The organism is Variovorax sp. UMC13 (assembly GCF_014170375.1).
GTDB lineage: Bacteria > Pseudomonadota > Gammaproteobacteria > Burkholderiales > Burkholderiaceae_C > Variovorax.
This window is the reverse complement of sequence record NZ_LZZW01000011.1, coordinates 197,653-221,036: the sequence shown is the minus strand read 5'-3', so window position 1 is coordinate 221,036 and position 23,384 is coordinate 197,653. Positions and strand designations below refer to the sequence as shown.

The window sequence follows — 23,384 nt, the reverse complement described above, 5'->3', positions numbered from 1 at the left end:
TCCTGCTTATGAACGTTCGAGTTCGATGTCGAGGCCCAGGGAACGGATTTCCTTGACCAGCACATTGAACGATTCCGGCATGCCGGCTTCGATGGAGTGTTCGCCCTTGACGATCGACTCGTAGACCTTGGTGCGGCCGACCACGTCGTCGGACTTCACCGTCAGCATTTCCTGCAGCACGTAGGCGGCGCCGTAGGCTTCCAGCGCCCACACTTCCATTTCACCGAAACGCTGGCCGCCGAACTGGGCCTTGCCGCCCAGCGGTTGCTGCGTGACCAGCGAGTACGGGCCGGTGGAACGCGCGTGCATCTTGTCGTCGACCAAGTGGTGCAGCTTCAAGAAGTGCATGTAGCCCACGGTCACGGGACGCTCGAACTGGTCGCCGGTGCGGCCGTCGTACAGGTAGGCCTGGGTGCGCGATTCGGTCAGGCCCTTGAGCTTGGCGATCTCGTCGGGGTAGGCCAGCTGCAGCATGCCGCCGATTTCCTCTTCGGTCGCGCCGTCGAACACGGGGGTCGCGAAGGTCACGCCGGACGACAGGTTGGCGGCCATCTCGAGCACGTCGGTGTCGCTCAGCGTGCTGAGGTCTTCCTTGCGGCCCGAACCGTTGTAGAGCTTGTCGAAGAAGGCGCGCAGTTCGGCGATCTTCGACTCGGCCTGCAGCAGGTCACCGATGCGCTGGCCGATGCCCTTGCCGGCCCAGCCCAGATGCACTTCCAGCACCTGGCCCACGTTCATCCGCGAGGGCACGCCCAGCGGGTTCAGGCAGATGTCGCACGGCGTGCCGTCGGCCATGTGGGGCATGTCTTCGACCGGAACGATCTTCGACACCACACCCTTGTTGCCGTGGCGGCCGGCCATCTTGTCGCCGGGTTGCAGGCGGCGCTTGACGGCCAGGTAGACCTTGACCATCTTGAGCACGCCCGCGGGCAGCTCGTCGCCCTGCGTGAGCTTCTTGCGCTTTTCTTCGAACGCGAGGTCGAAGCTGTGGCGCGTCTGCTCGAGCGAGTTCTTGATCGACTCGAGCTGCGAAGCCACTTCGTCTTCCGCCGGACGGATGTCGAACCAGTGGAACTTCTCGATCGAGGCGAGGTACGCCTTGTCGAGCTTGGTGCCCTTGGCCAGCTTGTTCGGGCCGCCGTTGGCGGTGCGGCCGTTGAGCAGCTTCTCGATCCGGTCGAAGGCGTCGGCCTCGACGATGCGCAGCTGGTCGTTCAGGTCCAGGCGGAAGCGCTTGAGCTCGTCGTCGATGATCTGCTGGGCGCGCTTGTCGCGCGTGATGCCTTCGCGGGTGAACACCTGCACGTCGATCACGGTGCCTTGCGAGCCCTGGTCGACACGCAGCGAGGTGTCCTTCACGTCGGAAGCCTTCTCGCCGAAGATGGCGCGCAGCAGCTTCTCTTCCGGCGTCAGCGTGGTCTCGCCCTTCGGCGTGACCTTGCCCACCAGCGTGTCGCCCGGCTGCACTTCGGCGCCGACGTAGATGATCCCGGATTCGTCCAGGCGGTTGAGCTGCTGCTCGGCCAGGTTCGGGATGTCGCGCGTGATTTCTTCGGCACCCAGCTTGGTGTCGCGGGCCATCACCACCAGTTCCTCGATGTGGATCGAGGTGTAGCGGTCTTCGGCGACCACGCGTTCGGAGATCAGGATCGAGTCTTCGAAGTTGTAGCCGTTCCACGGCATGAAGCCGATCAGCATGTTCTGGCCCAGGGCCAGTTCGCCGAGGTCGGTCGAGGCGCCGTCGGCCACCACGTCGCCCTTGGCGATCTTGTCGCCGCGCTTGACGATCGGGCGCTGGTGGATGTTGGTGTTCTGGTTCGAACGCTGATACTTGATCAGGTTGTAGATGTCCACACCGACTTCACCGGCGGCCGCTTCGGCGTCGTTCACGCGCACCACGACACGGGTCGCATCGACGTAGTCGACGATGCCGCCGCGGGTGGCCGTCACGACGGTGCCCGAGTCGACCGCGGAAACGCGCTCGATGCCGGTGCCGACGAAGGGCTTCTCGGGACGCAGCACGGGCACGGCCTGACGCTGCATGTTGGCGCCCATCAGTGCGCGGTTCGCATCGTCGTGCTCCAGGAAGGGCACGAGCGAAGCGGCCACCGACACGATCTGCGCGGGCGACACGTCCATGTACTGGACGCGCTCGGCGCCCACCAGGATCGATTCGCCGGCTTCACGCGCGGACACCAGGTCGCCGGTCAGCACGCCGTCCTTGTCCAGGGCCGCGTTGGCCTGGGCGATCACGTACTTGCCTTCTTCGATGGCCGACAGGTAGTCGATGTCCATCGTGACCTTGCTGTCGACCACGCGGCGGTACGGCGTCTCGATGAAGCCGTATTCGTTCAGGCGGGCGTACAGGGCCAGCGAGTTGATCAGGCCGATGTTCGGGCCTTCGGGCGTTTCGATCGGGCAAACGCGGCCGTAGTGGGTCACGTGCACGTCGCGCACTTCGAAGCCGGCACGTTCACGCGTCAGACCGCCCGGGCCAAGGGCCGACACGCGGCGCTTGTGGGTGATTTCGGACAGCGGGTTCGTCTGGTCCATGAACTGCGACAGCTGCGAGGCGCCGAAGAATTCCTTCAGCGCGGCCGAGATCGGCTTGCTGTTGATCAGGTCGTGCGGCATCAGCGGCTCTTGCTCCGCCTGACCCAGACGTTCCTTCACGGCCTTCTCGATCCGTGCCAGGCCGGTGCGGTACTGGTTCTCGGCCAGTTCGCCCACGCAACGCACGCGGCGGTTGCCCAGGTGGTCGATGTCGTCGACTTCGCCATTGCCGTTGCGCAGGTCGACCAGGATCTTCACGACGTGAAGGATGTCCTCGTTGGTCAGCACCATCGGGCCGGTCGATTCGTCGCGGCCGACCTTGGCGTTGAACTTCATGCGGCCCACGCGCGACAGGTCGTAGGTGTCCGGGTTGTAGAACAGGCGCTGGAACAGGGCCTGCACCGCGTCTTCCGTCGGCGGCTCGCCGGGGCGCATCATGCGGTAGATGGCCACGCGCGCGGCGAACTCGTCGACCGTTTCGTCGATGCGCAGGGTCTGCGAGATGTACGCGCCCTGGTCCAGTTCGTTGGTGTAGATGACCTGGATGTCCTGCACGCCCGAGGTGCGCAGCTTCTTCAGCAGCGCTTCGGTCAGCTCGTCGTTGGCCTTGGCCAGCACTTCGCCGGTGTCGGGGTCGATGATGTTGCGCGCGATCACGCGGCCGACCAGGAAGTCTTCCGGCACGCTGATGTGGGTGGTGCCGCCCTGCTCGAGCTCACGCGTGTGGCGCGCGGTGACGCGCTTGTCCTTGGCGACCACGACCTTGCCCGACTTGTCGGTGATGTCGAAACGGGCCACTTCGCCGCGCAGACGCTCGGCGACGAATTCCATCTGCGCGCCGCTGTCCATCAGGCGGAAGTTGTCGTTCACGAAGAAGTTCGCGAGGATCGATTCCGGGTTCAGGCCGATGGCCTTCAGCAGGATCGTGACCGGCATCTTGCGGCGACGGTCGACGCGGAAGTACAGCATGTCCTTCGGGTCGAACTCGAAGTCGAGCCACGAGCCGCGGTAGGGGATCACGCGGGCCGAGAACAGCAGCTTGCCCGAGCTGTGGGTCTTGCCCTTGTCGTGTTCGAAGAACACGCCCGGCGAACGGTGGAGCTGCGACACGATGACGCGCTCGGTGCCGTTGATAATGAACGAGCCCTTCTCGGTCATGAGCGGCACTTCGCCCATGTAGACCTCCTGCTCCTTCACTTCCTTGACCACCTTCGACTGCGAGGTCGACGATTCGCGGTCATAGATGATGAGCTGGACCTTGGCGCGCACGGCCGAGGCGAAGGTCAGACCACGGGTCTGGCACTCACGCACGTCGAAGGCCGGCTTCGCCAGGTTGTACTCGAGGAACTTCATCTCGACGAAACCGTTGTGCGAGACGATCGGGAAGGCGGCGGTGAACGCGGCCTGCAGGCCGTCGATGGTGCGCTTCTGCGGCGCGATGCCGGCTTGCAGGAACGCGGTGTACGCGTCTTTCTGCATCTGCAGCAGGTAGGGGATTTCAACGACGCTGTCGCGGCTGCCGAAATTCTTTCGGATGCGCTTGCGTTCGGTGTAACTGTACGTGGACGTTTGGGCCATGAGAGCTCCGGGGCTTGAGATCTTGCGCGACTTGTCAGCGATGCTTGCGCATCCCTGCTTGGCGGCTGGCCACTACCAGCCGTTGGCGGACAGTGATGCGTTGCACATCACCCGAACCAAGGGGTCTTCTGCAGTCGGGGTCAGAAGACACTCGAAAACCGTTTCTGGGACTTTCCGCCGACCCCGGGGTCTGTGGAAGCCGGCAAAACAGGCCGGTTTTCGGGTGCGCTCTGAAAGCGGCAAAGGCTGGAGGGCTCTTGCGAGCACCTCCAGCCCTTGAGGGGGACCGAATTACTTCAGTTCCACCTTGGCGCCGGCTTCTTCCAGCTTCTTCTTGGCGGCTTCAGCGTCAGCCTTCGACAGGCCTTCCTTGACAGCCTTGGGAGCGGCTTCCACCAGGTCCTTGGCTTCCTTGAGGCCCAGGCCGGTGATTTCGCGCACGGCCTTGATCGCCGAAACCTTGTTCGCGCCGGCTTCGACCAGCACGACGTTGAATTCGGTCTGTTCTTCGGCGGCAGCGGCAGCAGCGCCACCACCTGCGCCAGCGGGTGCAGCCATGGCTGCAGCGCTCACGCCGAACTTCTCTTCGATGGCCTTGACCAGGTCGTTGAGTTCCAGGACCGTCATTGCGTCGAGCGCGGTCAGAAATGCGTCTTTATCGAATGCCATTTTTGTTTCCTAACAATTGGGTTGAATATTCAAACGAGGCTCAAGCGGCCTGCGCTTCTGCCGGTGCTTCGGCGGGTGCGGCTTCGCCACCACCACGCTTCTCGGCCAGCGCCGCGAGAACGCGGGCGGTGCGGGAAACGGGGGATTGCATCAAGCCCAGCAGCTGCGACAACAACACTTCCTTCGAAGGGATGTTGGCCAGTTGCTTCACGCCGTCCACGTCCAGGACCTTGCCGCCGAAAGCGCCACCGCGGATCACCAACTTGTCGTTGGTCTTCGCGAAATCGGCCACCACTTTCGCGGCAGCCACGGCGTCGACGGAAAAACCGTAGATCAGCGGACCGGTCATCTGGTCACCGATGACTTCGAAGGCACTGCCCGCGACAGCACGGCGTGCCAGCGTGTTCTTGAACACGCTGAGCGTCACGCCCTGGCTGCGCGCGGTATTGCGCAACTTCGTCATATCGGCAACCGTGATGCCACGGTATTCCGCCAGCACGAGCGTTTGAGCTTTTGCGGCGAGGCTGGTCACGTCACCGATGACCGCTTCTTTCTCACTGCGATTCAGACTCAAGGTCTACTCCTTTTAATGCGCCTTTCGGCCGGACTTTCGTCCAGGCCTCCAGACGCGCTTCATGCAGCGACCAACTGTTTCGGAAACGGATTCCTTGCAGTGGGATCGCCATCTGCGCTGGTTGAGGCTCCGAAGAACCTCGATTAAGTGCAGCGGACTGCACGCCAGCGGTCTTGGATGGCCCGTCGCGCCTGCTGCTGTGACACAGCGCCGCGTCGGCCCACCACATCGCCGCACCCCGAGAGGCGCGGCAAATTCTTCACATCAGCTCTGTGCGATCGATTGGGTGTCGACGCGAACGCCCACGCCCATGGTCGACGACACTGCCACCTTGCGCAGGTACACACCCTTGCTGGTCGCGGGCTTGGCCTTGACCAGCGCATCGACCAGCGCTGCCAGGTTGCCCTGCAGCTTGTCGGTGTCGAACGAGCGACGGCCGATCGTGCCATGGATGATGCCGGCCTTGTCGACGCGGAACTGCACCTGACCGGCCTTGGCGTTGCGGACCGCTTGCGCGACGTCCGGCGTGACCGTGCCGACCTTCGGGTTGGGCATCAGGCCGCGCGGGCCGAGGATCTGGCCCAGCGTACCGACGACGCGCATGGCGTCCGGTGCGGCGATGACCACGTCGAAAGGCATGTCGCCAGCCTTGACCATGGCAGCCAGGTCGTCCATGCCGACGATGTCGGCGCCGGCGGCCTTGGCTTCTTCAGCCTTGGCGCCTTGGGCGAACACGGCGACGCGCTTGGTCTTGCCGGTGCCGTTGGGCAGCACGACGGCGCCACGCACGACCTGGTCCGACTTCTTCGCATCGATGCCGAGTTGCACGGCCACGTCGATGGATTCATCGAACTTGGCGGTGGCAGCTTCCTTCACGAGACCGATGGCATCGACCAGTGCGTACAGCTTGTTGCTGTCGACCTTGCCGACCAGGGCTTTTTGCTTCTTGGTGATCTTGGCCATTACACGCCTTCCACAGTCACGCCCATCGAACGGGCAGAGCCGGCGATGGTACGAACGGCGGCATCCAGGTCGGCTGCCGTCAAATCCTTCATCTTGGCCTTGGCGATCTCTTCGAGCTGAGCGCGCGTGATCTTGCCGACCTTGGCGGTGTGCGGCGTGGCCGAACCCTTGTCCAGCTTGATGGCCTTCTTGATCAAGGTGACCGCGGGCGGCGTCTTGATGATGAAGGTGAAGCTCTTGTCCGCGAACGCGGTGATGACCACCGGCAGCGGCAGACCCGGCTCGACGCCTTGGGTCTGGGCGTTGAACGCCTTGCAGAACTCCATGATGTTCAGACCGCGCTGACCCAGTGCGGGACCGATCGGCGGGGACGGGTTGGCCTTACCAGCTGGCACTTGCAGCTTGATGAAGCCGACGATTTTTTTCGCCATGCTTTGCTCCTTGCGGGTGATATCGCCTCGGCACGCGGCCGTGGCTCCCCGGGGTTAACGGCTCTTCGATACGGTTGATTGCCGAGCCGGAGTGGCAATCAACACACAAGGACGAGGCTCGTTTCGAGCCTCGTTATCCTCTGGTCAGGTCTTTTCGACCTGGCTGAATTCGAGCTCGACGGGGGTGGCACGACCGAAGATCATGACCGACACACGCACCTTGCTCTTTTCGTAATTGACTTCCTCGACGGTGCCGTTGAAGTCGGTGAACGGGCCTTCCTTGACGCGCACGAACTCGCCCGCCATGAACTCGACCTTGTGGCGGGGCTTCTCGGTGCCCTGCTGCATCTGGCTCACGATGTCCTCGACTTCCTTCTGGGAAATCGGTGCGGGACGGTTCTTCGCGCCGCCGACGAAACCGGTCACCTTGTTGGTGTGCTTCACCAGGTGCCAGCTCTCGTCGTCCATGATCATCTCGACCAGCACGTAGCCCGGGAAGAAGCGACGCTCGGTGGTGCGCTTCTGGCCGTTCTTGATCTCGACCACTTCCTCGGTCGGCACCATGATGCGACCGAACTTGTCCTGCATCCCGGCGCGGTTGATGCGCTCCGTGATGTTGCGCTCCACGGCCTTCTCCATGCCCGAATAGGCATGCACCACGTACCAGCGGAAATCCGGGTTGGTCGGGGCGGCGAGCACCGGGGTGCTTTCCGGCGTGGTTTCGACGGTGTCGGTCATTATTTTCTCCAGCCCAGAATGAGGTCGAAGAACACCCACTCGAGCGTCTTGTCGGTGAGCCAGAGGAACACCGACATGACCGCCACGAATGCGAACACGTAGGCCGTCATCTGGATGGCTTCCTTGCGGGTCGGCCAGACGACCTTCTTGACCTCGCGCCAGGCATCGCGGCCAAAGGCCCACAGCTGGCGACCGCTCTCGGAACTTGCGAACGCACCCACGGCCGCCGCCAGACCCACCAGCAGCACCGCCCACTGCACCAGGGAACCCTGGCGCGCCAGCAGGTAGAACGCCACGACGGCGCCCACTGCGAGCACGACCGCAGCCGCCAGCTTCGCCTTGTCGGCACTGGTGCTCACGGTCTCGATTTGTGTTGTAGCCATCTTCGGCAAGTTCCTGCGGCCTTTAGGGCCTTCAAATCAATGCGCCTCTTGAGACGCCGAAGCCCGTCGGGTTGCGACGGGCCTTGGGGGCCACCCTCAGGTGGCAGGGGCAGTAGGAATCGAACCTACAACCTTCGGTTTTGGAGACCGACGCTCTGCCAATTGAGCTATACCCCTCCGGAATTACGCAATCACCTTGGCCCACGACGCCCGAACCCACGGTACGGCCGCCTTCGCGGATGGCGAAGCGCAGGCCTTCTTCCATCGCGATCGGGTTGATCAGCTTCACGGTGATGCTGACGTTGTCGCCAGGCATGACCATTTCCTTGCCTTCGGGCAGCTCGATCGCGCCGGTCACGTCCGTCGTGCGGAAGTAGAACTGCGGGCGGTAGTTGTTGAAGAAGGGCGTGTGACGGCCGCCTTCGTCCTTGCTCAGCACATAGACTTCAGCCGTGAAGTGCGTGTGCGGCTTGATCGAACCCGGCTTGCACAGCACTTGGCCGCGCTCGACTTCTTCGCGCTTCGTGCCGCGCAGCAGCACGCCCACGTTGTCGCCCGCTTGACCTTGGTCCAGCAGCTTGCGGAACATTTCCACGCCGGTGCAGGTGGTCTTGACGGTCGGGCGGATGCCGACGATCTCGATTTCTTCACCGACCTTGATCACGCCACGTTCGACGGCGCCGGTCACCACGGTGCCGCGGCCCGAGATCGAGAACACGTCTTCCACGGGCATCAGGAACGTGCCGTCCACGGCGCGCTCGGGCGTCGGGATGTACGTGTCCAGCGCTTCAGCCAGCTTCATGATGGCTTCTTCGCCCAGCTTGCCCTTGTCGCCTTCGAGGGCGAGCTTGGCCGAACCGTGGATGATGGGGGTGGCGTCGCCCGGGAAGTCGTACTTGTCCAGCAGCTCGCGCACTTCCATCTCGACCAGCTCGAGCAGCTCGGCGTCGTCGACCATGTCGCACTTGTTCAGGAACACGATGATGTAGCCCACGCCCACCTGGCGAGCCAGCAGGATGTGCTCACGGGTCTGGGGCATCGGGCCGTCGGCGGCCGAGCACACCAGGATCGCGCCGTCCATCTGGGCGGCGCCGGTGATCATGTTCTTCACGTAGTCGGCGTGACCGGGGCAGTCGACGTGTGCGTAGTGGCGGTTGGCCGTTTCGTACTCGACGTGTGCGGTGTTGATCGTGATGCCGCGTGCCTTTTCTTCGGGCGCCGCGTCGATCTGGTCGTAGGCCTTGGCTTCGCCGCCGAACTTGGCCGACAGCACCGTTGCGATCGCAGCGGTCAGCGTGGTCTTGCCATGGTCGACGTGACCGATCGTGCCCACGTTGACGTGGGGCTTGGTGCGGGTGAACTTACCTTTTGCCATTTTTCGACTCCGAAAAAAAACGATATCAACGCGTGCATATGGGGTGCAAAGGCTTCGTTGCAACCCCTGAAACTGGTGCCCTTTGCGGGAATCGGACCCGCGACCTCTCCCTTACCAAGGGAGTGCTCTACCACTGAGCCAAAAGGGCTTTTATCTAACCAAAACGCATGCCAACCACAAACCGGGCCTCTGGAGCGGGAGACGGGAATCGAACCCGCGTCATCAGCTTGGAAGGCTGGGGTTCTACCATTGAACTACTCCCGCATTCGGGGGCACTGCAAGGCACCCAAAGCGCTAGATCCAATCGCTCTCAGAAACCAAATTCATCGCTGGTGGAGAGGGCTGGATTCGAACCAGCGTACTCGTAAGAGGGCAGATTTACAGTCTGCTGCCATTAACCACTCGGCCACCTCTCCGGCGAACCTCGAAATATAGCACGATTTTGTGACTACACAGAAATCCTAGCGACAACTTGAAGCAGGAACCTCCGTCGAGGTGTGAACCCATCGATTATCAACCAGTTTTGGCCTCTCCCGACGCCTGCGCCTCACGCCATGCACGGGCTTGGCCAAAATGTCCGCAGCCGATGAAGGGCACGGGTGGCCGCAGCGCCGACAGCGGCGAGGGATGATTCGACATCAGCACCTTATGGCGCACAACGTCGATCAACGCCCGCTTACTCTGCGCGTGCGCACCCCAGAGCATGAAAACAACAGGCCGATCGCCCTGCGCCACATGGCGGATCACGGCGTCGGTCAGCACCTCCCAGCCCCGGCCTGCGTGGCTGGCCGGCTGGGCCTCCTCGACCGTGAGGCAGGTGTTGAGCAGCAGCACGCCGTGGGTCGCCCACTTCACCAGGCTGCCGCCCGGGTTCGGGAAGGGCGGGGGCGGCGTGCCCAGGTCGCGCTGCAGTTCCTTGAAGATGTTGCGCAGCGAGGGCGGCAGGGGCACGCCCGGCGCCACCGAGAAGGACAGCCCTTCGGCCTGCCCACGCCCGTGGTACGGGTCCTGGCCCAGGATCACCACCCGCACGTCCTCGGGCGGCGTGAGCTCCAGCGCCCGCAGCGGCTGCGGCGGGAAGATCACCGCGCCGGCATCGAGGCGTTCGCGCAGGAAGCCCTGCAGCTTCTGGCCCGCCGCGCCGGCAAAGAAGTCGTCGACCAGCGGCTGCCAACCCGGCGCCACGGGCCAGTCGGCGGGATCGCTGCCGGTCAGCTGATCCGGCCCGTTCATTGGAACAAGGCCGCCAGGGCTTCGCCGGGTTCGTCGGCGCGCATGAAGGCTTCGCCGACCAGGAAGGCCTGCACGCCCGCGGCGCGCAGCTGCGCGACGTCGTCGCGCGTCGTGATGCCCGATTCGGTGACCAGGATGCGCTCGGCCGGCACCGTCGCCTTCAACTCGAGCGTGGTCTGGATCGACACCTCGAAGTTGCGCAGGTTGCGGTTGTTGATGCCGATCAGCGGTGTCTTGAGCTTGAGCGCGCGATCGAGTTCGGCCGCGTCGTGCACCTCGACCAGCACCGCCATGCCCAGGCCCAGCGCGATCGCCTCGAAGTCGCGCATCTGCGCATCGTCGAGACAGGCCGCGATCAGCAGCACCGCATCGGCGCCCATCGCGCGCGATTCGTAGAGCTGGTAGGGGTCGACCATGAAGTCCTTGCGCAGCACCGGCAGGTCGCACGAAGCCCGCGCCTGCTTGAGGAAATCGACGCTGCCCTGGAAGAACTGGCGATCGGTGAGCACCGACAGGCAGGCCGCGCTCACGGTGCCGTCGCCCTCGGCATAGCTCTGCGCGATGTCGGCCGGGATGAACTCGGCGCGCAGCACGCCCTTGCTGGGGCTGGCCTTCTTGACCTCGGCGATCACCGCGGCCTGGCCGGCGGCGATCTTGCGGCGCAGCGCGCCCACGAAGTCGCGCGTGAGCACGCGGCTCTCGGCATCGAAGCGCACGGCCTCCAGCGGGCTGCGCTTCCTGGCGGCGGCGATCTCCTCGTGCTTGACGGCCACGATCTTGTTCAGGATGTCGGACATGATTTCTTCCTCTCTGTTCTTCTTCGTCAGGCCGCCTGCGTGGCCGTGACGAGTTCGGCCAGCTTGGCCTTGGCGGCGCCGCTCGTGATGGCCGTGCGCGACTTCTCCACGCCGGCCTCGATCGAATCGACCACGTTGGCCGCGTACAGCGCCGCTCCGGCGTTGAGCAGCACGATGTCGCGCGCGGCGCCGGGTTCGTCGTCGAGCACGCCGCGCAGCATCGCCATCGACTGCTCGGGCGTCTCCACGCGCAGCGCGCGGTTGCTCGCCATCTGGAAGCCGAAGTCTTCGGGGTGCAGCTCGTACTCGCGGATCTCGCCGTTGCGGAGTTCGCCCACCATGGTGGCGGCGCCCAGCGAGACCTCGTCCATGCCGTCGCGGCCGTAGACCACCAGTGCATGTTCGGCGCCCAGGCGCTGCAGCGCGCGCACCTGGATGCCCACCAGGTCGGCGTGGAACACGCCCATCAGGATGTTCGGCGCGCCGGCCGGATTGGTCAGCGGGCCCAGGATGTTGAAGATGGTCTTGATGCCCAGTTCCTTGCGCACCGGCGCGACGTTCTTCATCGCCGGATGGTGGTTGGGCGCGAACATGAAGCCGATGCCCACCTCCGCGATGCACTGCGCGATCTGTTCGGGCTTGAGGTTGATGTTGACGCCCAGCGCCTCCAGCACGTCGGCACTGCCCGACTTGCTGCTCACGCTGCGCCCGCCGTGCTTGCTCACCTTGGCGCCGGCCGCGGCCGCGACGAACATCGAGCAGGTCGAGATGTTGAAGGTGTGCGAGCCGTCGCCGCCCGTGCCCACGATGTCGACCAGGTGCGTGGTGTCGGCCACCGGCACCTTGGTCGAGACCTCGCGCATCACCTGCGCGGCGGCGGTGATCTCGCCGATGGTTTCCTTCTTCACGCGCAGGCCGGTGATCAGAGCGGCCATCATCACGGGCGAGCACTCGCCGCTCATGATGAGGCGCACGATGTGCAGCATCTCGTCGTGGAAGACTTCGCGGTGTTCGATGGTGCGCTGCAGCGCTTCCTGGGGGGTGATCATGAGAGAGGTCTCCTCGAGAGGGAATCAGCGGCCGACGGGCACGGCGGGTGCATCGGTGAACGCGAGCTTGAGGCCGAAGCCGATGAACAGCACGCCGGCGGCGCGGTCGAGCCAGTGCATGCCCTTCTGCACCGCGCCGCGGCGCGCCATCCAGCCCGCGGCCAGCGCCCAGCCGACGTTGACGGGAATGGCGTTGAGGTTGAACAGCACGCCCAGCAGCACGAAGTACAGCGCCGCATGCTCGGTGCCGGGCGCGATGAACTGCGGCACGAAGGCCAGGAAGAACAACGCCACCTTGGGGTTGAGCACGTTGGTCCAGAAGCCGCCGAGGAAGATCACCTTGAGGCTGCGCTCCCCGCCCGCGGCCGCCACGGCTTTCAGGTCGGCGGGTGGCTGGGGACGCGACAGCACCATGCGCACGCCCAGGTACAGCAGGTAGGCCGCGCCGATGACCTTGAGCACCGTGAAGGCCGCCGCCGAGGTCGCCATCAGCGTGCCGACGCCGACCGCCGCCGCGATGATGTGGACGAAGCAGCCCGCCGTGATGCCCAGCCCCGCCACGATGCCCGCGCGCACGCCGGTGCGCAGCGAGTTCGACACGATGTAGAGCACGTCGGGCCCGGGCGTGAGGTTCAGCAGCCAGCCGGCGGCGATGAAGGCCAGCAGATGGGGAAGATCGGGCATCGCGCGCTCCCCGGGCTCAGGCGTTGAGGAATCCGCGGATCGCGTGGACCGCGCGGTCCACCCCGGCCGCATCGACATCGAGGTGCGTCACGAAGCGCAGCCGGTAGAGGCCGGTCGCGAGGATGCCCTGGCGGTTGAGGCTCGCGAGCAGTTCCGAGGAACGCGCCTGCGCCGCACCCCTGAGGTCGACGAACACGATGTTGGTCTGCGGCGCCTCGACCGCCAGGCCCTCGATGCCTTCAAGGCCCTGTGCGAGCCGCTGCGCCAGCGCATGGTCGTCGGCCAGGCGGTCGACGTGGTGGTCGAGCGCATGCGAGGCCGCGGCCGCCAGCAGGCCGGCCTGGCGCATGCCGCCGCCCGCCATCTTGCGGATGCGGTGCGCGCGCGCGATGAACTCGCGCGAACCCAGCAGCGCCGAGCCGACCGGCGCGCCCAGGCCCTTGCTGAAGCACACCGACACGCTGTCGAAGCATTGCGCGATGCGGCGCGCTTCGGCGCGGATGTCGCTGTGCTTGTTCTGCGCCGCCTGCGCGGTCGCCGCGTTGAAGAGACGCGCGCCGTCCAGATGCCGCTGCAGCCCCTTGCGCTGGGCCAGATCCGTCGCCGCCTGCACGTAGTCGAAGGGCAGCAGCTTGCCGCCCAAGGTGTTCTCCAGCGCCAGCAGCTTGGTGCGCGCGAAGTGCGCGTCGTCGGGCTTGATGGCGGCCTCGATCTGCGCGAGCGGCAAGGTGCCGTCGGGCGCATGGTCGAGCGGCTGGGGCTGCACGCTGCCGAACACGGCCGCACCACCGCCTTCCCAGCGGTAGCAGTGCGCCTGCTGGCCCACGATGTATTCGTCGCCGCGGCCGCAGTGCGAGAGGATCGCGCACAGGTTGCTTTGCGTGCCCGTGGGCACGAACAGCGCGGCCTCGAAGCCCAGCAGCGCGGCGATCTTTTCCTGCAGCGCATTGACCGTCGGGTCGGTGCCGAAGACGTCGTCGCCCAGCGGGGCCGCCATCATGGCTTCCCGCATCGCGGGCGTGGGCTGCGTGACGGTGTCGCTGCGCAGGTCGACGATGGAGGTGCGGTCGGTCATGGTCGGTCAGTCCAGGAAGTTCTTGAGCATGGCGTGGCCGTGCTCGGTGAGAATCGATTCGGGGTGGAACTGCACGCCTTCGATGCGCACCTCGTGCGCGAAGCCGGTGTGTCGCACGCCCATGATCTCGCCGTCGTCGGTCCAGGCGGTGACGGCCAATTCTTTCGGGCAGCTCGCGCGCTCGATCGACAGCGAGTGGTAGCGGTTGACCGTGAAGCGCTCCGGCAGCCCCGCGAAGACGCCCTCGCGCGTGGTCGTGATCTCGCTGGTCTTGCCGTGCATCAGTTGCTGCGCGCGCACGATCTGGCCGCCGAAGGCCGCGCCAATGGCCTGGTGACCCAGGCAAACGCCCAGGATCGGCAATTGGCCCGCGAAGGCCTGGATGGCCGCCACCGACACACCCGCTTCGGCCGGTGAACACGGCCCGGGCGAGATCACCAGCCGCGTCACGCCGCCGGCGATACGCCCGGCGATCTGCGCCACGTCGATCTCGTCGTTGCGCACCACCTCCACCTCCGCCCCCAGCTCGCCGAAGTACTGGACGATGTTGTAGGTGAAGGAATCGTAGTTGTCGATCATCAGCAGTTTCATGGCTTGCTCACAATCCGGTGCACGCCCTTCACCACGGGAAAGACGTTGAAGTTGATCAGCAGGCCCAGCTTGAGGCCCGACAGCCGCAGCGCGGCCAGCACCTGCGAACGATGCAGGTCGGTCAGCACGTCGACCGCCTTGAGCTCGACGATGACCGACTGCTCGATCACGAAGCCCGCACGGTACACCTCGCCCAGCGAACGGCCCTTGTAGCTGGCCGACAGTGCCACGTCGCGCGTGAAGCCGATCTCGCGTTCGGCCAGTTCGATGGCCAGCGCGGCCGCATAGGCGCCCTCGTCGAGCCCGGTGCCGAGCACGCGCTGCACTTCGACGGCCGCGCCGATGATCTCGTGCGAGAAGTCGTTCTGAATATCGGGTGCGGAGCTCATTCCAGGCCTTCCTCGACCAGTTCGGCCGCCCGCAGGAGTGCGCGCGCCTTGGCCTCTGTTTCTTTCCATTCCAGCTCGGGCACCGAGTCCGCCACCACGCCGGCCGCGGCCTGCACGTGCAGCACCTGGTCCTTGACGATGCCGGTGCGGATCGCGATCGCCACGTCCATGTCGCCCGCATAGCTGATGTAGCCGCAGGCGCCACCGTAGAGGCCGCGCTTGGTGGGCTCGAGCTGGTCGATCAGTTCCATCGCATGCACCTTGGGCGCGCCGGTCAGCGTGCCGGCCGGGAAGGTGGCCTTGAGCACGTCGATGGCGGTCATGCCGTCCTTGAGCGTGCCTTCGACATTGCTCACGATGTGCATCACATGGCTGTAGCGCTCCACCGCGAAAGCCTCGGTCACCTTCACCGTGCCGGTCTTGGCGATGCGGCCGATGTCGTTGCGCGCCAGGTCGATCAGCATCACGTGCTCGGCGCGCTCCTTCGGGTCGTTGATCAGTTCCACCTCGGCCGCCTTGTCGAGCTCGAGCGAGGCGCCGCGCGGACGGGTGCCGGCCAGCGGGCGGATGGTGATCTTCTGCTCGCCGTCGTCCGTGTTCTCCTGGCGCACCAGGATCTCGGGCGAGGCGCCCACCACGTGGAAGTCGCCCAGGTGGTAGTAGTACATGTAGGGCGACGGGTTCAGCGACCGCAGCGCGCGGTACAGCGACAGCGGCGACTCGGTGTAGCGCTTGCTGATGCGCTGGCCCACCTGCACCTGCATGAAGTCGCCGGCAGCGATCATCTCCTTGGCGCGCTCCACGGCCGTGATGTAGTCGGCCTTGGCGAAGCTGCGCTCGGCCGGATGCGCCTGCGTGGGCTTCACCACCGGCGCGCTCACCGAGTATTTGAGCTTTTCCTTGAGTTCGCGCAGCCGGCGCTTGGCGTTGGCATAGGCCTCGGGCTGCTTGGGGTCGGCATAGACGATCAGGTACAGCTTGCCCGACAGGTTGTCGATGACCGCCAGTTCCTCGCACTGCAGCAGCAGGATGTCGGGGCAGCCCAGCGTGTCGGGCGGGCAGCTCTTTTCCAGCTTGCGCTCGATGTGGCGCACGGTGTCGTAGCCGAAGTAGCCCGCGAGGCCGCCGCAGAAGCGCGGCAGGCCGGGCCGCAGCGCGACCTTGAAGCGCTTCTGGTAGTCGGCGATGAAGTCGAGCGGGTTGCCCGTGGCGCTTTCCACCACCTGGCCGTGGGTCACGACCTCGGTCTTCGCCTCGGCGCCGAAGCCGGTGGCGCGCAACAAGGTTTTGGCGGGCAGGCCGATGAAGCTGTAGCGCCCGAAGCGCTCGCCGCCCACCACGGATTCGAGCAGGAAGCTGTGCTTGCCGCCGCCCTCCGAATGGGCCAGCTTGAGGTACAGCGACAGCGGCGTCTCGAGGTCGGCGAAGGCCTCGGCCATCAGCGGGATGCGGTTGTAGCCCTGAGCGCTGAGGCTCTTGAATTCAAGTTCGGTGATCACGGATTCGTTCTCCAGTTGCCTGCGGGCGCGTCTTCGGCCGGCGGCAAGGTCATTCACAGGTGGTCCGGCGTCGTCGAGTATGTGTCGATCCGGAACCGCGGGCGCACGGCGTGCGCCGTGCCATCAAACAGTCAGCGATGGATGGCGACGCCAGGGCCAGGCTCCCCGGCTGCCTTCACCTGTTTGATGGATGTGATGAACGAACATGTTGGCGTGAGTTTAGCCCACGAAAACGGCCGGGGGTGCAAGCGGGGACTTCAGGGTTCCCCCGGAGCGCGGCCAGAAAACGAAACGATAGATTCGCACGACCGTTCGAAAAAGACCCCGGAGGTGCCTTCATGTCCCGTGTTTCGCTCCCTCCCCTGTGCCGCCGGCTCGCGCTGACGGCCTGCCTGGGCCTCGCTGCCACGGGGGGCGCGGCGGCGCCCGTCGACGTGGCCGGCGTCAAGCTCGACGACCGCCTGACGCTGGCCGGCAGCCCGCTGCAGCTCAACGGCGCGGGCGTGCGCTACAAGGCCGTGTTCAAGGTCTACACGGCCGGCCTGTACCTGGGGCAGAAGGTGTCCAGCCCCGAAGAGGTGCTGGCCGCCACCGGCCCGAAGCGCGTGGCCATCACCATGCTGCGTGACATCGACGCCAACGAACTGGGCAAGCTCTTCACCAAGGGCGTGGAGGAGAACTCGCCGCGCAGCGAGATGGTGAACCTCATTCCCGGCCTGCTGCGCATGGGCCAGATGTTCGCCGACCAGAAACAGCTCAGGACTGGCGACACCTTCACCATCGACTGGCTACCGGGCACCGGCACCCTGATCACGGTGCGCGGCGTGCCGCAGCCCGAGCCGGTCAAGGAGCCGGCCTTCTACAACGCGCTGCTGCGCATCTGGCTGGGGCCCAGCCCGGCCGACTGGAAGCTCAAGGACGCGCTGCTGGGCAGGCCGTAGCGCCGGCTCAGGTGGCCGCGAGCTCGGCCAGCGAATCGACGAAGCCGTCGGCGTCCACGCCGCGCACCGGCTCGCCGTGGTTGTAGCCGTAGCTCACCAGCACCACCGGGCAGCCCGCGGCGCGTGCCGCGCGCGCATCGTTGCTCGAGTCGCCGACCATCAGCGTGCGCGCGGGCACGGTGCCCAGCGCCTCGCAGGTCTTGAGCAGCGGCAGCGGGTCGGGCTTCTTGCGCGCGAAGGCATCGCCGCCGAACACCTGCTCGAAGAAGCCGTCCAGCCCCTTGGCCGCGAGCAGCGGCACGGCGAAGGCCTGGGGCTTGTTGGTCAGGCAGGCCAGCCGCAGGCCGCGTGCGCGCAGCGCCTGCAGGCCGTCGATCACGCCCGCGTAGAGCGCCGAGTGCTGGCCGTTGATCGCGATGTAGTGGTGCTGGTAGCGGGCAAAGGCGTCTTCGTAGCGCGCCGCCTCCGCGCCCACATGCGCCAGCACCGACTGCACGAGGTGCTCGGAACCCTTGCCGACCATCTTCTCGACCGCCTGCGCGTGGACGGCCGGCAGGCCGAGGTCGACCAGCATCGCGTTGAGCGCGGCGACGAAATCGCCGAGGGTGTCGACCATCGTGCCGTCGAGGTCGACGATGGCGGCATCGAAATCCGAGAGGTTCAGGCGTGGAGCGTTCAAAGCGGGCCGATCGAGTTCAGGACGTGAAGCGGCGCAACGCCAAAAGACGTTGCGCGTGGAGCCGCATTTTCGATCAGCGCGTCGCCGGCTCAGTGGCGCATGCCGCACAGGGCCTGCAGCACCGCGGTCCGGGCCTGCCCCAGCACCATGCCGCGCCAGTCGTCGGCATCGCCGTAGAAGGCCTCGCGCATCGCCGCCTTGACGGCGACGACCTGCTCGGCCGACGCATCGCCCTGGCGGCGGTTCAGCCAGTGGTCGCCGCGCACCGCGTCGAGCACCGGCAGCACGGGCACGGTGCCGTACTCCAGTGCCACGCTGGCCTGCTCGGCGCCGGGGCAGGCTTGCGCCAGCAGCAGGCTGATCGGTCCGCTGACCGGCGCGGACTTCGAGGTGGCCTCGCTGAGCGAGAACACGTCGGCGCCCCAGCAGCGGCGCGCGAAGGGCAGCTCGGCCACAGCGCCGGTGTGGATCTTCTCCGCATGGCCGCGCGGGCCCAGGCCGGTGTGGATGTCGAGCCAGACCACGCTGCGCTTGCCGCGGCCGTGCGTCTGCAGGATCTGCTGCAGCGTGCGCAGGCTCCAGGCCCGTTCGGCGCCGCCGTAGAACATGCCCTCGGGATGGTCGTACTGGCCCAGCGTGACCGCGAACTGGTAGGCCTGCTCGCCGCGTTCCTGGATGAAATCGGCCAGCGCCTGGCGGTTGGCCGCGGTGGGCGGCCATTCGGCGGGCAGCAGCAGGTCGTGCAGTTCGGCGTAGCCCGGATTGGCCGGGCGCGGGCGCGCGAAGTCCACGCAGTTGCGGTTGAGGTCGATGTTGTCCTCGTTGACGCGCCGCAGGTGCGAGAAGCCGTAGGGGTTGACCGCATGCACCAGCAGCAGCGCGATGCCCTCGGCCGCAAGCCGGCCGTGCAGTTCGGTGTCGTGCAGCAGCGCGACCTGGCTGCCCGAGCCGCAGAAGCCTTCGGGGCCGTGCGTGCCGGAAGTCATCACGATCAGGCGCGTCGCATCGGCCGGGCCGAGCACGGTGGCGTCCATCGACAGCGCTTCGCCCTGCGCGCCCAGGTGGCCTTCGAGCACATGGGTCTCGAGCTCGGCGCCGGCGGCGCGCACGCCCGCGCGGAACTTGGCGCGCGCGTCGTCGTAGGTGCTGCCGAAACATTCGGTGGTGGTGGGCATGGGTTTTCCTTTGTCGTGGTCAGGGAGAGGGTTGGTCGTCGATGCCGACGCCGGTGCGGTCGGGCATGAACAGCAGCGGCCAGGTCGACAGCAGCAGCGAGACGATGACGTACCAGGCCGGCGCGAGCTTGCTGCCGGTGACGCCGATCAGCCACACGGCGATCAGCTGCGCGAAGCCGCCGAACAGGGCCACGCCGATGCTGTAGGTGACCGACATGCCGGTGGCGCGCACGGCGTTGGGGATCATCTCGGGGATCATGGTGATGGTGGGCACCGCATGCAGCGTGAGCAGCACGCTGAGGAAGCCCACGATGCCCAGCAGGTTCGCCACGCTGGGCGCGGCGTTGAGCCACATGAAGCAGGGATAGATCGCGAGCAGCGAGGCGATGCGCCCCGTGAGCACCAGCGGCTTGCGCCCGTAGCGGTCGGCCAGCTTGCCGACGAAGGGCGCGACCACGAAGGTGATGCCCGCCGACAGCACGCTCGCCAGCAGGGCCGCATCGGAAGGCAGGCCCAGCTCGCGGATCGCGTAGGTCGGCATGTACAGCAGGATGATGTACGAGGACACGGTGCCGCCCATGATCAGCAGGATGCCCAGCAGCGTCTTCCACTTGTAGGAACGCAGCAGCACGCGCAGCGGGTTCGGCAGCTCGGCGCGCACGGCCGTGCGCGATGCCCCACCGGTGCTCGCCTCCTTCACCTGCAGCGTCTCGTGCAGCTGCTTGCGGATGTACATGCCCACGGGCGCGATCAGCACGCCCAGCGCGAAGGGCACGCGCCAGCCCCAGCTCTCGAGCGCGGCCGGCGACAGCCAGTGCGACAGCGCGGCCGCGACGCCCGCGCCGACCATGATGCCCAGGCCCTGGCTGGCGAACTGCCAGCTCGCGAAGTAGCCGCGGTTGCGGTTCGTGCTGCTCTCCACCAGCATGGTGACGGACACGCCCACCTCGCCGCCCGCGGAGAAGCCCTGCAGCAGCCGCGCGACCACGATCAGCACGGGCGCGGCGATGCCGATCTGCGCATAGGTGGGGGCCACCGCGATCAGCGCGCAGCCCAGCGCCATCAGCATGATGGTCAGCACCATCGCGGCCTTGCGGCCGCGGCGGTCGGCGTACTGGCCGATCACGATGCCGCCCAGCGGGCGCGAGACGAAGCCCACGCCGAAGGTCGCCACCGACAGCAGCAACTGGCCCTGCGCGGTCGCCATCGGGAAGAAGAGCTTGCCGATCAGGATCGCGAAGAAGCTGTAGACCGTGAAGTCGAAGAACTCGAGCGCGTTGCCGATGGTCGTGGCGACCAGCACCTTGCGGCGGCTCGGCGGGGCATGGAAGGTCGGCGCCCGGAGGGCGTCGTCGGCAGTGGTGGTGGTCATCGGTCTCCTCGCCGCAGCGAATGTTTTTGTCTGGCATGACGGCCTCTCGGGGCCGGGGCCAGAGCTTAGGCACATTGGCCGCAAAGAGAAAGACAACACAAAAGGGCTCGTGATAACCTGAAGATTGCACCTTTCTTCACCCGCGAAACGCGGGCCGGCCCATGACCTTCAACCAGCTTCGCGCCTTCCTCGCGGTCGCCGAAACCCAGGCCCTGCGGGCCGCCGCGCGGCGCCTCAACGTGTCGCAGCCGGCCGTCTCCAAGGCCATGCGCGAGCTCGAGCGCCAGCTCGACGTCTGCCTGTTCGAGCGCCATGCCAACGGCGTGGTGCTGACCGACTACGGCCATGCCTTCCGCCGCCGCGCCTCGCTGCTGATCGAGGAGATGCGGCGCACCCACGAGGAGATGGACGCGATCCGCCACGGGACCTCGGAGAGCCTGTCGATCGCGCTCAGCTCGGCCATCGCGCTGTCGGTGCTGCCCGCGGCCTTCGAGGCCTTCCGCCAGGCCATGCCGCGCTCGCAGGTGCATTTCTCCGAGGGCGTGATGCCGATGGCGCTGGCGCAGCTGCGCGACGGCAGCGTCGACTTCGTCGCCACTCACGTGCTGCCCGGCATGGTGAGCGAGGAGTTCGAGGTCACGCACCTGTTCTCCACCCCGGTGGCGGTGTGCGCGCGCAAGGGCCATCCGCTGGCACGCACCCGCCGGCTCAAGAAGCTCGTGGACGCCCACTGGCTCGCGCCCGGCTATGCCGAGGAGAACGGCGACGTGCTGCGCCAGCTGTTCTCGCAGCACGGCCTGCCGGTGCCCGCCCAGGCGGTGCGCTGCCAGTCCTTCACCGTGGCGCTGGGCCTGCTCGCGCAGACCGACACGCTGTCGGTGCTGGCCGAGCCCATGGTGCGCGGCACGCTCAACGCGCAGGGCATCGTGGCGCTGCCGCTGCAGGACCGGATGCCCACCGTCGCCGGCATCGTGGTCACGCGCAAGGGCGCGGCGCTCAGCCGCAGCGCACAGCTGTTCGTGCAGTGCCTGCGCGACGCCGCCACACCGCGCATGCCCTCCCCCGTCTAGGAGGACGCGGTCGCGCGCGAACGCGCCGGTCACTCTTGCCTCACAGGCAAGAGCCTTGTGCGCATCCCGGTGTTTTTCCGCAAGGAACAAAGCCGGACACTGGGCGCCATCCCAGACGCTTGCGACCCCCTCCATGACCTCCGACATCGACATGCCTTCCGCCCTCGCGGCCCTGATCGCCACGCCGGGCCACGGCCCGAGCATCGGCCTCGAACTGCCGCTGGACAACGACTGGTCGCCCAAGGGCGACACGGCCCGGCGCGTCGCGGGCCGGCCCTTCGGCGTGCCCGACCTGGCGCAGCACACGCACCTGGTGAAGCTGGCCGACCGCCTGGGCTTTCGCGCGCTGTGGGCGCGCGACGTGCCGCTGTACGACCCGGCCTTCGGCGACGCCGCGCAGGTGTTCGAGGTGTTCAGCTACCTGGGCTACCTCGCGGGCGTGACCGAGCGCATCCTGCTCGGCACCGCGGCCGTCGTGCTGCCGCTGCGCGAGCCGGTGCTGACGCTGAAGTCGGCCGCCACGGTCGACCGGCTCAGCGGCGGCCGCCTGCTGCTGGGCGTGGCCAGCGGCGACCGGCCGGTGGAATACCCGATCTTCGGGCGCGACTTCGCCTCGCGCGGCGAGCGCTTCCGCACCCAGGTCGCGATGCTGCGCGACGGCGGGGCCGCGAGCCTGCCCGAGGGCATCACGCTGCTGCCGCGCACCGCCCGGCCGCTGCCCCTGCTGGTGGCCGGCCTGGCGCAGCAGACGCCCGACTGGATCGGCGCCCACATGGACGGCTGCCTGGCCTACCCCGGCACGCCCGAGGACCATGCGCGGCGCTCGGCGCAATGGCGCGCGGTGGCCGGCGAAGGCAAGCCCTATGCGAGCTTCATCCACCTGGACCTCTGCGACGATGCGGATGCACCGCTGGAGCGTTATGCCTTCGGCGGCCGCATGGGCCGCCACGCGTTGCTGCGCGAGCTCAGCGATCTGCATGCGGCGGGCGTGCAGCATGTGGGCCTGCACCTGCGGCGCAACCGCCGGCCTCTGGACGAGACGATGGAGGAGATCGCCGAGTTCGTGCTGCCGGCCTTCCATTCGAACCCGCTCGAATGACCGCTACGATCGACGCGATCGGCGCCTCCGTCGCGCGCAAGAGATTGAAATGAACGCAGACCTCCCCTCCTCCCAGGCCGCGTGGCTGACGTCGCTGGCCCTGCAGGCCGATGCGGCCCCGTGCCCCGCCTGCGCCACGCTGCCCAGCCTCGGCTGGGAGGCCGTGCCCTCGAGCTTCGACCGCGACCGGCTGGAGGAAGTGGGCGCGCTCTACACCAGCGATCCGATGGAGGCCACGCTGGCCGAATACCACCCGGGCCCGACGCGCTACTGGTCGGCCGACGCGCCCATCGCGCCGAAGTTCTTCCCCTACAACCGCTGCACCGTGTGGCGCTGCCAGCAGTGCCGCTCGGTCTTCCTGCGCTACGCCGAGCATGGCGGCTACTACGAGGAAGAGCGCATCCGCCGGGTCACGCCGGCGCTGGTGGTCGACGCCGAGCCCGACGCCTCCTGAGCGCGCGACGCGC

General features: G+C 66.7%; 22 protein-coding genes, 4 tRNA genes and 1 pseudogene. 4 read left to right on the top strand and 23 right to left on the bottom strand.

Translation table 11 applies throughout. The features are described 5' to 3' along the window. Positions 1–6 precede the first annotated feature (6 nt). The 20 genes and pseudogenes from rpoB to trpE all read right to left on the bottom strand — a co-directional run bounded on the left by rpoB (position 7) and on the right by trpE (position 16,581). The gene (gene rpoB, locus A9977_RS07935; RefSeq protein ID WP_183024336.1) at positions 7–4,131 is read right to left on the bottom strand and encodes a DNA-directed RNA polymerase subunit beta; all 4,125 of its coding nucleotides are present in this window, start codon (positions 4,129–4,131) and stop codon (positions 7–9) included. Positions 4,132–4,422: 291 nt separating this feature from the next. After that, the gene (rplL, locus tag A9977_RS07930; protein WP_183024335.1) at positions 4,423–4,800 is read right to left on the bottom strand and encodes a 50S ribosomal protein L7/L12; all 378 of its coding nucleotides are present in this window, start codon (positions 4,798–4,800) and stop codon (positions 4,423–4,425) included. 40 nt (positions 4,801–4,840) lie between these two features. Beyond that, on the bottom strand, positions 4,841–5,374 hold the full coding sequence (gene rplJ, locus A9977_RS07925; RefSeq protein WP_183024334.1) for a 50S ribosomal protein L10: 534 nt from the start codon (positions 5,372–5,374) through the stop codon (positions 4,841–4,843). Positions 5,375–5,638: 264 nt separating this feature from the next. Then, complete coding sequence (gene rplA / locus A9977_RS07920; protein WP_183024333.1) at positions 5,639–6,337, bottom strand: 50S ribosomal protein L1; 699 nt, start codon at positions 6,335–6,337, stop codon at positions 5,639–5,641. Then, positions 6,337–6,768 carry a 50S ribosomal protein L11 gene (gene rplK / locus A9977_RS07915; RefSeq protein ID WP_183024332.1) on the bottom strand — a complete coding sequence of 144 codons (432 nt, stop codon included), beginning with the start codon at positions 6,766–6,768 and terminating at the stop codon, positions 6,337–6,339. The genes rplA and rplK overlap by 1 nt, the downstream gene beginning before the upstream one ends. Positions 6,769–6,912: 144 nt before the next feature. Beyond that, positions 6,913–7,506, bottom strand: coding sequence for a transcription termination/antitermination protein NusG (gene nusG, locus A9977_RS07910; RefSeq protein ID WP_183024331.1), 594 nt, complete (start codon positions 7,504–7,506; stop codon positions 6,913–6,915). Continuing rightward, positions 7,506–7,889, bottom strand: coding sequence for a preprotein translocase subunit SecE (gene secE, locus A9977_RS07905; protein ID WP_183024330.1), 384 nt, complete (start codon positions 7,887–7,889; stop codon positions 7,506–7,508). Before secE ends, nusG begins: the two co-directional genes overlap by 1 nt. 101 nt (positions 7,890–7,990) lie before the next feature. Then, positions 7,991–8,066: transfer RNA gene (locus tag A9977_RS07900), tRNA-Trp, on the bottom strand. Between the two features lie 6 nt (positions 8,067–8,072). After that, positions 8,073–9,264: pseudogene (gene tuf / locus A9977_RS07895) on the bottom strand (elongation factor Tu). Between the two features lie 73 nt (positions 9,265–9,337). Continuing rightward, a tRNA-Thr gene (locus tag A9977_RS07890) sits at positions 9,338–9,412 on the bottom strand. A 42-nt stretch (positions 9,413–9,454) separates the two neighbouring features. Further along, positions 9,455–9,528 (bottom strand) — tRNA-Gly (locus A9977_RS07885). Between the two features lie 66 nt (positions 9,529–9,594). Further along, a tRNA-Tyr gene (locus A9977_RS07880) sits at positions 9,595–9,680 on the bottom strand. A gap of 97 nt (positions 9,681–9,777) precedes the next feature. Continuing rightward, complete coding sequence (locus A9977_RS07875; protein WP_183024329.1) at positions 9,778–10,497, bottom strand: uracil-DNA glycosylase; 720 nt, start codon at positions 10,495–10,497, stop codon at positions 9,778–9,780. Further along, positions 10,494–11,294 (bottom strand): indole-3-glycerol phosphate synthase TrpC, encoded by an 801-nt coding sequence (gene trpC, locus A9977_RS07870; RefSeq protein WP_183024328.1) that lies wholly within the window; start codon positions 11,292–11,294, stop codon positions 10,494–10,496. The genes A9977_RS07875 and trpC overlap by 4 nt, the downstream gene beginning before the upstream one ends. Positions 11,295–11,320: 26 nt before the next feature. Next, the gene (gene trpD / locus A9977_RS07865; RefSeq protein ID WP_183024327.1) at positions 11,321–12,343 is read right to left on the bottom strand and encodes an anthranilate phosphoribosyltransferase; all 1,023 of its coding nucleotides are present in this window, start codon (positions 12,341–12,343) and stop codon (positions 11,321–11,323) included. A 24-nt stretch (positions 12,344–12,367) separates the two neighbouring features. Beyond that, positions 12,368–13,027 (bottom strand): LysE family translocator, encoded by a 660-nt coding sequence (locus A9977_RS07860; protein WP_183024326.1) that lies wholly within the window; start codon positions 13,025–13,027, stop codon positions 12,368–12,370. Between the two features lie 16 nt (positions 13,028–13,043). Further along, the gene (ltaE, locus tag A9977_RS07855) at positions 13,044–14,102 is read right to left on the bottom strand and encodes a low-specificity L-threonine aldolase (RefSeq protein ID WP_183024325.1); all 1,059 of its coding nucleotides are present in this window, start codon (positions 14,100–14,102) and stop codon (positions 13,044–13,046) included. A 6-nt stretch (positions 14,103–14,108) separates the two neighbouring features. Beyond that, the gene (locus A9977_RS07850) at positions 14,109–14,693 is read right to left on the bottom strand and encodes an aminodeoxychorismate/anthranilate synthase component II (protein WP_183024324.1); all 585 of its coding nucleotides are present in this window, start codon (positions 14,691–14,693) and stop codon (positions 14,109–14,111) included. Further along, entirely contained in the window at positions 14,690–15,082 is a 393-nt protein-coding gene (locus tag A9977_RS07845) for a GxxExxY protein (protein WP_183024323.1), read from the bottom strand. The genes A9977_RS07850 and A9977_RS07845 overlap by 4 nt, the downstream gene beginning before the upstream one ends. Next, a complete protein-coding gene (gene trpE / locus A9977_RS07840) occupies positions 15,079–16,581 on the bottom strand; it encodes an anthranilate synthase component I (RefSeq protein WP_183024322.1) in 1,503 nt (500 codons plus the stop codon). Before trpE ends, A9977_RS07845 begins: the two co-directional genes overlap by 4 nt. Before the next feature lie 338 nt (positions 16,582–16,919). Here trpE and A9977_RS07835 point away from each other — a divergent pair, with 338 nt between their 5' ends. Next, positions 16,920–17,522: a chalcone isomerase family protein gene (locus tag A9977_RS07835; RefSeq protein ID WP_183024321.1), complete on the top strand. Its 603-nt coding sequence runs from the start codon at positions 16,920–16,922 to the stop codon at positions 17,520–17,522. A 7-nt stretch (positions 17,523–17,529) separates the two neighbouring features. Here A9977_RS07835 and A9977_RS07830 read toward each other — a convergent pair whose 3' ends face one another. The 3 genes from A9977_RS07830 to A9977_RS07820 form a co-directional block, all read right to left on the bottom strand. Beyond that, positions 17,530–18,201 carry a phosphoglycolate phosphatase gene (locus A9977_RS07830; protein ID WP_183024320.1) on the bottom strand — a complete coding sequence of 224 codons (672 nt, stop codon included), beginning with the start codon at positions 18,199–18,201 and terminating at the stop codon, positions 17,530–17,532. A gap of 89 nt (positions 18,202–18,290) precedes the next feature. Beyond that, positions 18,291–19,376, bottom strand: a complete 1,086-nt coding sequence (locus tag A9977_RS07825) for a M14 family metallopeptidase (RefSeq protein ID WP_183024319.1) — start codon at positions 19,374–19,376, stop codon at positions 18,291–18,293. 19 nt (positions 19,377–19,395) lie between these two features. Beyond that, on the bottom strand, positions 19,396–20,748 hold the full coding sequence (locus tag A9977_RS07820) for an MFS transporter (protein WP_183024318.1): 1,353 nt from the start codon (positions 20,746–20,748) through the stop codon (positions 19,396–19,398). A 161-nt stretch (positions 20,749–20,909) separates the two neighbouring features. Between A9977_RS07820 and A9977_RS07815 the strand changes: the two genes are divergently transcribed. The 3 genes from A9977_RS07815 (at position 20,910) to A9977_RS07805 (ending at position 23,371) form a co-directional block, all read left to right on the top strand. Beyond that, a complete protein-coding gene (locus tag A9977_RS07815) occupies positions 20,910–21,818 on the top strand; it encodes a LysR substrate-binding domain-containing protein (protein ID WP_183024317.1) in 909 nt (302 codons plus the stop codon). A gap of 151 nt (positions 21,819–21,969) precedes the next feature. Beyond that, complete coding sequence (locus A9977_RS07810) at positions 21,970–22,917, top strand: TIGR03571 family LLM class oxidoreductase (protein ID WP_183024316.1); 948 nt, start codon at positions 21,970–21,972, stop codon at positions 22,915–22,917. A 49-nt stretch (positions 22,918–22,966) separates the two neighbouring features. Next, positions 22,967–23,371 (top strand): hypothetical protein, encoded by a 405-nt coding sequence (locus A9977_RS07805; RefSeq protein WP_183024315.1) that lies wholly within the window; start codon positions 22,967–22,969, stop codon positions 23,369–23,371. The last annotated feature ends 13 nt before the right edge of the window (positions 23,372–23,384 follow it).